This window comes from Dolichospermum sp. UHCC 0352 (assembly GCF_009711925.1).
In the GTDB taxonomy this organism is placed as follows: Bacteria; Cyanobacteriota; Cyanobacteriia; order Cyanobacteriales; family Nostocaceae; genus Dolichospermum; species Dolichospermum lemmermannii.
In genome coordinates, this window is sequence record NZ_VIKY01000324.1 from 1 (window position 1) to 11,306 (window position 11,306).

Below are 11,306 nucleotides of genomic sequence, written 5' to 3' on the forward strand. Positions count from 1 at the left end.
CCAAATGCTTCGCCCGTACAGTTGTCAGTTGTCAGTTGTCTATTTCCTTTGACTCAACAAAGAAATCGCCATTGGTAAAATCCGATGCTCTTGGATTTGAATTCTCGCGTGTAGTGTTTCTGATGTATCATCTGGTAAAACCGGAACAGCCGCTTGAATTAAAATTTCACCACTGTCAACTTCTAAAGAAACAAGATGTACAGTACAGCCCGTAATTTTGACTTTAGCAACCAAAGCCTGTTCTACAGCTTGCACTCCTTTAAAACTCGGTAATAAGCTGGGATGGATATTAATCATCCGATTAGGAAAAGCGTCAATTAAAACTTGTGTTACTAATCGCATCCATCCTGCCATAATCACAAATTCCACATCATACTGCTGTAATGTTTGGGCAACTTTATGATCAAACTTTTCCCGATTTTTATAGTCCCGATGATTTAACAATACAGATTCTACACCCCAATTTTCAGCCCTAATTGCTGCCTTTGCCCCAGGATTATTGTAAATTAGAACTTGAATTTGGGCGTTAATTTTACCATCGGCAATGGCTTGGGCAATTACTTCAAAGTTACTACCATTCCCAGAAGCCATAATTCCTAGTTTCAAAGGCTGATTCGAGGAAACTTGGTGATGATAAATATCAGGATAAATGAGACTATCAGTAGTATTTAGTGGGGAATCGTAAATCATAGACAATAATTATTTTCACAAAATTTTTGAAAGTCGAGATTTTCAGATCCCCGACTTCTCTAAGAAGTCGGGGATCTTGTTATTTAAAATTCTCGTCTTAAAAAGATAAGAATAGCGATCGCTAACAACATAAAACTATAAAGCAAACCATATCCCGCATTGGTAATTAATGTAATTGTATCAGGTAGTGCTTGCAAACCGTAAACAGCATCATTTTTTAAATCTAATCTAGATAAATCTGGCAAGATCAGATATAAACTTTGGGTAATGCGTTCCATACCAGGGTTCTGACTCAATTTACCTAATGCCACTAGATCTTGAGTAATATTCCCTATTAAATACACTGCAAATGTTAGGGCTGTGGCTATCAGTGAACTAGTAAAAATGCCCAAAGTAATGGCTACGGCAGTAATTAAACATAATTGAAAAAAGATGAATAGCGTAGCCAGAAAAATGCTAGTAACCGGATAGGATACTTGACCAAGTTGTAAGAATCCTAAATAAATTATTGTCATTGCGGTAATTAAGACAGCGATAACTGCTGATAACCCTAAATATTTACTAGCAATAAATTCACTGCGGCTGATGGGTTTGGCAATTAATACTAAGATAGTCCGTTTTTCGATTTCTTTGTTAACTAATCCTGTGCCGATAAATATAGCCACAATTAAACCAATGACGTTCATGGTTGCCAAACCAAAGTCTAAAAAGATTTTATCAAAAGTAGTGACAGCAAATTCGGGAATGGCACGGAAGGCAATACCCAGGATAATGGCATAAAAACCGATGATGTACAGAATGCGATCGCGGATCACTTCCTGAAATACATTCTTAGCCATGACGACAGTTCTCATTACATTCATAGTAATTGCTTGTTTCTTCCTTATTGTTGTGCTGGTGGAGAACCCATGATAAATTTACTTGTGCGATCGCAAGTCAGACGGGCAATGGTGTTTTTATTATCTGTTTGTTTACCAGAGTTAGATGGTTCTATCAAACAAGATTTTTTCCAGTAATATCCTTGAGAGTTGGCGCCAGGTCCCCCCCAAATTGTCAAAATATCTAGTCTATATCCAGATTTAATATTGACTACACGGGGTTCAACTCGCCATAATAGCCTTTCTTGAGATTGACCTAAATTACTATTAATCGTTCTTCTCCCCAAGTTTCCTAGTCGCGGTTTAGCTTCTAGTAACCATTTTTCCACTTCTGACCAAGGTTTATTGGCAATTTGTTGATTAACTAAAGGTTGCAATTTATTTAAGATCAAATCACCAGTTTTCGGCTTTTTGGCTGGTGGTTCTAATCTAATCACAAAAGCACTTTTTTGAAAATTATCTGCTCGTAAACTAGGATATTCTTTTAACCATTTATCTATGACAAAGTAAAACTGAAGCCAACAACTAATTAGCATACACCAAGCTAATAAAACTACAACTTTTTGACGATCTTGTAATTTAGGAAGTTTGGCTTTTGCTAATTTTCCACCTGTACCTTCAAAGAAATTAGGTATGGCTGTAACTATGGCAGCTATTGTTGGCCAAATAACTATCGTATTCGGTGTTAATACACCTTCTTTGTGTCCAAAAGCAAAGATACTCACTAAAAATCCCGTTGTTACTGCCCCCACTGGCATAAAAGTTCCCGGAACTCTTAAAGGATCATCGGTAGTATACCAAGCTGTTCCTGCTAATAAAAATAGCCAACCACAAAAGGCAATAATATCTTTGATATACCCTAGGGCAAAATATGATATTCCCCAAGAAAAAATACTCAAATAAATTAATGTTTGCCACGAGTATGCTTTAGCAGGTGTCAGAAATTTTTGCACTCCTGCAAATAAATCCTGAATATATTTAAATATGCCACGTATTTCCTTCAATAAAAAGTTCATGAGATTACCTCTAATTAATACAATGATGAATATTGATCATTTTACCGAGAGCGAATTAGGATAATGAAGGTTATGGCACTGTAACTGAGTGAATTGGCTATTAAGGTTGCAGTTATTAAATTAGTATTTTGCAACTTAGCCATATTCATATAACTGGCTCTTTGCTGTGAAGAAATGATTTCTGTTTCTGTTTTTTTTCCTCCTTCTCCCATAAAAATTATGAGGATCTTCATTAGTAAAAATTTCACTAAAAAAGTCGCTATGAAAATAGTAAATGACAATAAAACTATCATTGTGCCAATGCTAGGATCTTGAAGTTTATTAAAAAACACATAATTAATCAATTCTTTTTTGATAGCGATGTCTAATATTGGTTCGACTGTGAAAAACACAATCCAACCAATTACACTCGAAAAAACATTTAAGGCTATAGCATAAAAAATGCTGGTTCTTTTATCAAACTTCAGCCATCTATTCAGAATATAAGCTTCTAGGGGAATGGCAATTAGTAAGAATAAGATCTCAAAAAATATCGCCCCAATGGGCAAAATTATAGGTAGTGATAATTCATCAGACATAATGGTAACAACAAGGAGATTTTAGGAGTTAGTTAGATCCCCGACTTCTTCAAGAAGTCGGGGATCTGGGGATTAGTTGTACAGAGTATAACTGAAAGAATACGGATAATCGGCAATTATCTCATTCTTCTGACATTTATGATCTGGGTGCGCCAAGATATTTAGATAATTATATTATACATTCATCAAACTGTAATACGCAGATAAAAAACCGCACATTCTAGACTCTAGTTTCGTTAAGATAAGGAATTGCCACTTTATAGCTTTTCAAAATATGACAAGGAACGGTATCGGTATTCGCACAGCGCAAGTGCGTTCTGAGCGGCTTACGGGTCAAATTCACGTCTATGATGGTATTGGGAAAGGTAAGTCCCAAGCAGCTTTAGGAGTGGTTTTGCGCTCGATTGGTTTGGGCATTAATACACCCAGTGATTCTAGCCGGGTTTTATTGCTGCGGTTTTTGAAGGGTCCAGAACGGGATTATGATGAAGATGGAGCGATAACTGCTTTACAGCGAGGGTTTCCCCATCTTATTGATCAGGTTCGCACAGGAAGAGCGGAGTTTTTTGGCCATGATCAAATTACACCTTTTGATCGAACTGAGGCTGCACGGGGCTGGGATGTAGCCAAAGGTGCGATCGCTTCCGGGTTGTATTCAGTAGTTGTTTTGGATGAAATTAACCCGGTTTTGGATTTGGGTTTGTTATCGGTGGAGGAAGTGGTAAACACGTTAAAATCTAAACCCCAAGAATTGGAAATCATTACGACTGGACGCGCTGCACCACAAGCATTGTTAGATATTGCGGATTTGCATTCGGAAATGAAACCCCACCACCACCCCACAGCCGCAGAACTCTTTATTGAAGGGATTGAAATTTATACAGGTGCAGGTAAGGGTAAATCTACCAGTGCTTTGGGTAAGGCTTTGCAAGCTATTGGGAGAGGTATCAATCATCCTGGTTCTACCCGTGTATTAATTATGCAGTGGCTCAAAGGTGGGAGTGGCTATACTGAGGATGCAGCTATAGCGGCTTTACAGCAATCTTATCCTGAAGTGGTAGATCATCAACGGTGTGGACGTGATGCCATTGTTTGGCGGAATTCTCGTCAAGATTTAGACTATATAGAAGCGGAGAGGGGTTGGGAAATTGCCAAAATTGCGATCGCTTCTGGTGTGTATAAAACTATTATCCTCGATGAACTCAATCCCACTGTGGATTTAGAATTGTTACCTGTTGATCCCATTGTTCAAGCTTTGTTACGTAAACCCCGTGATACGGAAGTGATTATTACTGGGCGCTGTCAAAATCAACCGGCTTATTTTGATTTGGCTAGTATTCACTCTGAGGTTTATTGTCATAAACACTACGCAAATCAAGGTGTGGAATTGAAACGGGGGGTTGATTTTTAAACCGATAATATCCCCGACTTCTTAAAGCAGTCGGGGATCTAGTTTTTAGTTTTTGTTTGGATTGAGAAAATCCAACCCAAAAATCACTATTAATGATGATCTTCTTGATTTAACCAAGTTACTAAATCAGCAATTTCGGAAATATTAAACAACGCTGCACCTAAATTTTCTAGATGTTCAACCGATAAGACTTTTACTCTTTCAAGTATTTCAGAATCAAGTTGTCCAAAGCGTTGATTAAGTAACATTAGACAAAATTTAACTGCCTCTTTTTGTTCTCCTTTTCCTTCTCCCTTCTGCAAAATATCCTGATAAATTACTGATTCTTGCATAATATCCTCACTTAACAATTGACGAATAAAATCTTTTTCAAACCGTAACCCGGCTAAAATCTCTGTGTAAGCTGCAATATCCTGTTTAGTCTCCCTATCTGCAATTTTAGCAACATTATTAGCAATTTGGGATAATAAACCTTGGGGTGAATTTGTCCGGGTTAATGGTGCTAATGGTAATAATGCCAGATTATGCAAAAATAATTCTGGTTCTTCTTCCCACATTCTGATCACACGATAACGGTGTCTGGTTGTTTCGTTAACATATTCTTCAGTAAAAACAATTGGATCATCTGTTTCTTGTAAGAAAATCACTACTTGGGTTACAGGAACTTGATATGTACGGATTAATCTCACTGAATAGTCTAACTCCCTAAAAGGAATGGGAGGTTTAGATTGTGGGTTGGTTTGAAATTCAATATGTAAAATGCGATTTTCTGTTTGTAGGAAGGTGACAAAATCAGCGCGAATTGGTTCTATACTCAATTCGGTTTTTAAGACTTTGATGGTTTTTGGTTCTTGGGGAAGTAACCATTTAGCAAAATCAAAGGGATATTTTTCTGCTAGTAGTTTACAAACGTTGTCAAAACTCATAGGGTTATAAAGTTAAATTGTCAAATTGTCAGAATCAGGATATCCAGGATTTAAGGATTTACAGGATGTTTGTTTGAGTTGTGTTTTTAGGGTTTGAGGATTTATAGGTAACGCTAGGTAAACAAGATTGAAATTTTCATAATTTTGTTAAGTAAATTTCTATTCCAAAGTTTCTTCTTTAGTATTTTAGAAATTCCTATTTTTAAAATTTAAAAAATGAGCAAATTTTTCTAAAAAATTATCAATCAATCGTATGTAATCATCCTCATTAATAGTTGAACCTTCTTCAATGCCTTTAAATACATTCTCAATACTTGTTTGAACTATATTACTAATATGTTCTTCACTTTGCTTCTGGTCTATGAAAAACCTCAATTCATCTAAGGCATTTTTGAATTTATTAATATTTTTTTGCTGAGATTCTTTAATTTCTGAAATGCTATTTTTGCATAAATCAATATTTATATTTGATTCTATTTTATCTCGCTCCATAACATCAAAAGAATATTCTTTACAAAAATCATTACCGATATAGTCATTGGATAGTAAAACTAAAAATTTAAATGTACTAAATAACTCAACATATCCATAAATTATTTTTTCTGTGGAACTTCCTTTAATAAAGAGTTGATGTAATATTTTAAAACTATCATTGGTAGTTGTAAATGTTCTATCAGGATAATAGTAAAAAACACAATTTTCTTGACTATCACCTAAAATGTAAGGTAGAAGATGTGAGATATTTTCTCTATTACCACCATTCTGCATATAGAAACTTATGATCATCTTACATATAGCTCGAAAAGTTGTATTATTTGCATTATACAAAATTTTACCGAAGATGGTTACAAATTCCGATCCTGCTTGAAGTTTTTCTACGGTTATATGCCTAATTCCCAACTGAAGAGTTAATGACATCTTTTAGATCATAAAATCATTGAGATTAATAACTTTATTAAATCCTGAAAATCCTTAAATCCTGTAAATCCTGATTCAGACAAATTAAATATCAGGTTCAACACCCAACTTTCTTAACTGTTCTATCAACCTTTCCTTTTGTTCTATTGGAGTCAAAACCCAATTACCAGAAATATCATACCAGCGTAACCAAGGCTGCTGAATATTATTATAAGTTCCCTCCCAAACTCCCAAACCTAATTTTATTTCTGGTATCCAAAAACGAGAATTTGATGATGATAAATCTATTTCTGCATAACGACCACCATCTAATTTAAACATTCTAAATTCATACTTGTAACGGTCAAAAATAGCATAATAGGGAATCCTTAAAATCTGTTCATACACTTCCCATTTAGTTGGCGGTTTTTCCACATCTCGTAAAGTCTGTCCTAAATCTTCCTTTTCAGTTCCTGGTGATAGTAATTCAACTATAATAAAAGGAGTAATTCCCTCTTGCCAAACTACATAACTTAAACGTAAATCACCATTTTTATAAAGAGGAGAAACATCCACAGATACAAACCAATCTGGTCTTTTGTACCATGTGGGATGATGAGGATCATAATAGAGGTTCAGATCACTAGCGGTAAATATTTTGTTGCTAGGATAGGTAGGAGAATTAAAAGTTTCGTCTAATAAACGAGGTTGTAATAAATGAAATTGATCAGGCAAACCTTTCTCCTCTGGATCTTCACTTTTGAGATCATACATCGTTGGTAACACTTCTTGGGGTGAACGGGGTGGGTCTGTTTGATACATAGTAGTATTCCTGGAAAATATACTTTATTGTGTGTTTACAGTGTCTTTAAACCCACGCAGGTGGATTTATAATTTAGAGGAGCATGAATAATATGACCATAGACAATAATACTTTGGATTTAGTGACTGGAGGATTAGCAATGATTATTTTGGTAGGTGGGATGTTAATGATGTTTACTACCATTTTCAGCACTAAAAAATAATCAATTACCTCACCCAGTATTTCTGGGTGATCAATAATATCAGTTAAGAAACATCAGCGCCAAAGGCTATTCTAATTACCCAAAATATCATTAAAGTGGCGATCGCTAACCAATCCCCTGTTATTAACTTTAACTCTTGCCATTTAACTCGATGTTCATTGGGACTAGTAAAACCCCTTACCATCATCGCATTTGCCATTTGTTCCGCCCTTAAAAGCAGATTTTCTAATAATCTCTCAGTCACAATTAACCAAACTTTTGCCCCTCCTTTTAATCCTAGCTTTTTCCAATTAATTGCCCTAGTCATTACCGAACGCACTAGGTTTTGGATTTCTTCTAAAACTAGGGGAATAAACCGCAAAGATAAAGTTAACGTCAGGGTAATTTCTGTAACGGGAATATTGAACCTTCTCAACGGCTGCATTAAACTTTCCATTCCCGAAGTAATTTCTTCTGGTGCAGTTGTGAGTAAATATAAATTAGTGCTGTAGATTAATGTAAAAACTATTGTACTCAAGCTAATTGCCAAATCCAAAGAACGGCGATTTACTTTCACAAATCCTTTATTAAATAGCACATAGCTATATTTTTTATGACTATCTGCTATTACTGGGGTAACTTGGGTCTTTTTCTCACTTATTGGTTGGGTGAGGATTTGTTCATTTGCAGGTAAGCGAGACTGATAACTTACACCTAATCCATCAGGACTAATGGAGGCAATGACTAATACCATAAATGATAATATCAACAACCAGCCCATTTGTTGTCGCCATACTCGCAGAGGAATTTTGGCAAATACAGTAAAAGTAATTAGCAGTAATACCAATAATACCCGCCAATAGTTATTAGCGACAATATAGCTACTCAGAAAGCTCAATAACCAAATTAACTTAACTCGCGGGTCGAGTTTATGTAACCAAGTTTGCGGTTCTTCTAAGTAAAGTCCGAGAGGAAGCGATCGCAATAAATCCATATTTTGTCAGTTGTCATTGGTCAGTTGTCAGTTGTCAGTAAGCCACCCAGAAATAAAACTCCGGTCTAATAGCTAAAGTACGTTAAAACGCACTCTGATTAACTCAAAATCAAAAATTATCCTATTTCTAGAATAAATAAACATAAAACAGTCGGTTTTAACCGACTTTAGCTTTTAGACAGGGAATTTATTCCCTGGCTTCCTTTTTGGCTTCCTTTTTGGCTTCCTTTTTGGCTTCCTTTTTGGCTTCCTACTTCCTAACTGACTCCTGACTCCTTACGTTTCCTATTTTACACGAGTAGCGCGGTTTGGACCGCCAATTTCCACGTCTCGAACTTTCTTACTGCGCCAAAATAGCCGAATGGGTGTACCTTGAAAGCCTAACTGTTTGCGGAATTGGCGTTCAATGTAACGGCGATAATTATCATTAAAGCGGGTATTGTCATTAACGAACAGCGCGATAGAAGGAGGCTGACTACTCACCTGAGTACCATAGTAGATCTTACCCTGACGACCGCCCCGTGAAGTCGGTGGTGAATGCCAACTGATAGCATCTTCTAGCACTTCATTAATTACTGATGTACTCACACGGCGTTTGTGTGCCTCAGCCGCTGTATTTACCAATTCTAAAATCTTTTCTACCCGTTGTCCCGTAACAGCACTAACATAAATGGTATCTGCCCATTCTGTAAAGTGTAAGCGTGATTCTAATTCTTTTGCATGATCATAAATGGTATACGAGTCTTTCTCAACAGCATCCCACTTGTTGACAACAATAACACAAGCGCGACCTTCTTCTAAGACGCGACCTGCTAATTTTTGATCCTGTTCAGTTACGCCATCTACCGCATCAATCACTAATAAAACCACATCAGAACGGCGAATAGCTTTGAAAGCGCGGTTAATACTGAAAAATTCTGTCCCGTATTCGATATGTTTCTTTTTGCGAATACCAGCAGTATCAATTAACCTATAGGTTTGATCACCTCGTTCAACTACTGTATCAATTGTATCTCTAGTTGTTCCAGAAATAGGACTGACAATAGCTCTATATTCACCAACAAACGCATTGAGTAGGCTGGATTTGCCTACATTTGGTCTACCAATAATGGCAACTTTAATTTCCTTATTTTCCTCTTCTTCTACTATCAGAGGAATGTGATTCATTAACTCATCCAGGATTTCCCCTGTCCCACTACCATGAATCGCGGAAATGGGGAAAGGTTCACCTAGTCCCAATTCCCAAAATTCAGCAGCTTGAATCACCCCTTGATCTGGAGATTCACATTTATTCACAGCCAGTAATACGGGTACTGGTTGTTGACGTAACCATTCAGAAATTTCTTCATCTGCGGGCATCAAACCAGCTTGTCCATCCACAACAAAAATAGCAGCACAAGCTTCTGAAAGTGCTGTTAAGGCCTGTTGGCGAATCATGGGGAGAAATTCGGTGTCATCATTAAAAACCAAGCCACCTGTGTCCACTACCACAAATTCCCGATCATTCCAAAAAGCTGGACGATAGGTGCGATCGCGTGTTACCCCTGGTTCATCATGGACTATTGCCGTTTGATCTCCGGCAAGACGATTTACAAAGGTAGATTTGCCCACATTGGGGCGGCCGATAATTGCAACAATTGGCAATGGCATAAACTAGAGTTCTTTAGTGCTGAGTGTGTAGGTGTGCTGAGTTTTGTCTCTACGTTCTTCACCCAGCACTGTTTTAGAGAACTATTTATTGTACCATGGTTTTTGATAATTAGGAGTTTTTGAAAAAGTTGTCTGTCAGGGTAGGGAACTCTTAACTCTTAACTGGGAACAGTTTTGTTCTAAAAATCTGCAATTAGAAATAATTAAATTTGTCAATACTGTAGCCAAATTAGGATGGTTCAAAGGCTGTATAAGCATTGTGAGTACGACCAAGTGAGGTCAACTGCGATATTTAGAGAATTTTTTGTGTCAACATACGAGCTATGTAGACTGGTTCAGGAAGATTGTCTTTGCGAGCTAATTTTGTTATTTTGGGGTTACTATGTCTTTAAGTACGAAATTTTGTTATGAGATTCAATATTTATGGTCACATAGTATTAAACTTTGTTTGTGTTAACTATTTTATTTTTGAACACCATGTTCATCAACCAAAAAGTTTGTATAGCTATCGCTGGTGCTACCTTGGCTGGGATGATTGCTTCTGCTTCCCCTGCTGGTGCTGTTGTTTTTACCTATAATGGTTCAAAGTACGATGTAACTACGCACAGTTTCAATGGCAATGATGCTTTTTCCGGCACAAACGCTTTGAACAGTCCACTTAATGCGTTGTGGGGAAATAAATCTCTTGCTAATGGATTGGCTAGTGTTGTTGGTTGTCAATTAGGCGGTTGTTACGTGAATCCGACTGACATAAATGGGAATGATTGGGCAGGAGCGTACTTCGCTTATGCAACCCAGACTGAACACGTACCTGGAAAGACGAACACTATTCTAAGTTTAGCGTCAATACAGCCGAACAATTCAACCCAACTTCCATATATAGATGAAGTTCAACACTCCTACAACATAGGTAACTGGAATAATCCCAACCGATGGTTCGCTACAGCTGTGGCTGTGCCTGTGCCTTGGGATATTTCAGGGAGTGGTACTATTCTTGGTTCTATAACAGGAATTGGTCTTGGTGTAGGGTTAAAGCGATTAAAAAGCAAAAAAACATTAACAATAAGTTAAGTTGGCGTTAAAAATTCAATCTATATAACAATACCTTGTCCAAATCGAAAAAACTCTTGATTTGTAGGTTGGGTTGACGTATGTTACCCAACAAATGCGTCGGGTTGCGCTGTCGCTTAACCCAACCTACAAAAAATGGACTTTTTGTCAGTTGTCAGTTGTTAGTAGGGGCGAAGCATTTGGAAGATAAA

The 11,306-nt window shown here is 36.9% G+C and carries 11 protein-coding genes; 2 read left to right on the forward strand and 9 right to left on the reverse strand.

From position 1 onward, the window contains the following. Positions 1–39: 39 nt before the first annotated feature. The 4 genes from purN to fraC form a co-directional block, all read right to left on the reverse strand. Positions 40–690: a phosphoribosylglycinamide formyltransferase gene (gene purN, locus FJR06_RS23555; RefSeq protein ID WP_015078375.1), complete on the reverse strand. Its 651-nt coding sequence runs from the start codon at positions 688–690 to the stop codon at positions 40–42. An 83-nt stretch (positions 691–773) separates the two neighbouring features. Then, positions 774–1,553, reverse strand: a complete 780-nt coding sequence (locus FJR06_RS23560; protein ID WP_168652384.1) for an ABC transporter permease — start codon at positions 1,551–1,553, stop codon at positions 774–776. Positions 1,554–1,573: 20 nt separating this feature from the next. Next, entirely contained in the window at positions 1,574–2,584 is a 1,011-nt protein-coding gene (gene fraD / locus FJR06_RS23565; RefSeq protein ID WP_015078377.1) for a septal junction protein FraD, read from the reverse strand. Positions 2,585–2,625: 41 nt separating this feature from the next. Further along, entirely contained in the window at positions 2,626–3,162 is a 537-nt protein-coding gene (fraC, locus tag FJR06_RS23570) for a filament integrity protein FraC (RefSeq protein ID WP_168652385.1), read from the reverse strand. Positions 3,163–3,436: 274 nt separating this feature from the next. On the opposite strand from fraC, the gene FJR06_RS23575 reads away from it, so the two are divergent. Beyond that, positions 3,437–4,573: a cob(I)yrinic acid a,c-diamide adenosyltransferase gene (locus FJR06_RS23575; RefSeq protein ID WP_015078379.1), complete on the forward strand. Its 1,137-nt coding sequence runs from the start codon at positions 3,437–3,439 to the stop codon at positions 4,571–4,573. 89 nt (positions 4,574–4,662) lie between these two features. Here FJR06_RS23575 and FJR06_RS23580 read toward each other — a convergent pair whose 3' ends face one another. The 5 genes from FJR06_RS23580 to der all read right to left on the reverse strand — a co-directional run bounded on the left by FJR06_RS23580 (position 4,663) and on the right by der (position 10,044). Beyond that, positions 4,663–5,499: a DUF4351 domain-containing protein gene (locus FJR06_RS23580; RefSeq protein WP_015078380.1), complete on the reverse strand. Its 837-nt coding sequence runs from the start codon at positions 5,497–5,499 to the stop codon at positions 4,663–4,665. A gap of 186 nt (positions 5,500–5,685) precedes the next feature. Next, positions 5,686–6,267, reverse strand: coding sequence for a hypothetical protein (locus tag FJR06_RS23585; protein WP_015078381.1), 582 nt, complete (start codon positions 6,265–6,267; stop codon positions 5,686–5,688). 234 nt (positions 6,268–6,501) lie between these two features. Continuing rightward, positions 6,502–7,218, reverse strand: coding sequence for a Uma2 family endonuclease (locus tag FJR06_RS23590; RefSeq protein ID WP_168652387.1), 717 nt, complete (start codon positions 7,216–7,218; stop codon positions 6,502–6,504). Positions 7,219–7,464: 246 nt separating this feature from the next. After that, complete coding sequence (locus tag FJR06_RS23595; RefSeq protein WP_015078383.1) at positions 7,465–8,394, reverse strand: energy-coupling factor transporter transmembrane protein EcfT; 930 nt, start codon at positions 8,392–8,394, stop codon at positions 7,465–7,467. Between the two features lie 285 nt (positions 8,395–8,679). Further along, complete coding sequence (gene der, locus FJR06_RS23600; RefSeq protein ID WP_015078384.1) at positions 8,680–10,044, reverse strand: ribosome biogenesis GTPase Der; 1,365 nt, start codon at positions 10,042–10,044, stop codon at positions 8,680–8,682. 450 nt (positions 10,045–10,494) lie between these two features. Here der and FJR06_RS23605 point away from each other — a divergent pair, with 450 nt between their 5' ends. After that, positions 10,495–11,115 (forward strand): hypothetical protein, encoded by a 621-nt coding sequence (locus FJR06_RS23605; protein ID WP_015078385.1) that lies wholly within the window; start codon positions 10,495–10,497, stop codon positions 11,113–11,115. Positions 11,116–11,306: the final 191 nt, after the last annotated feature.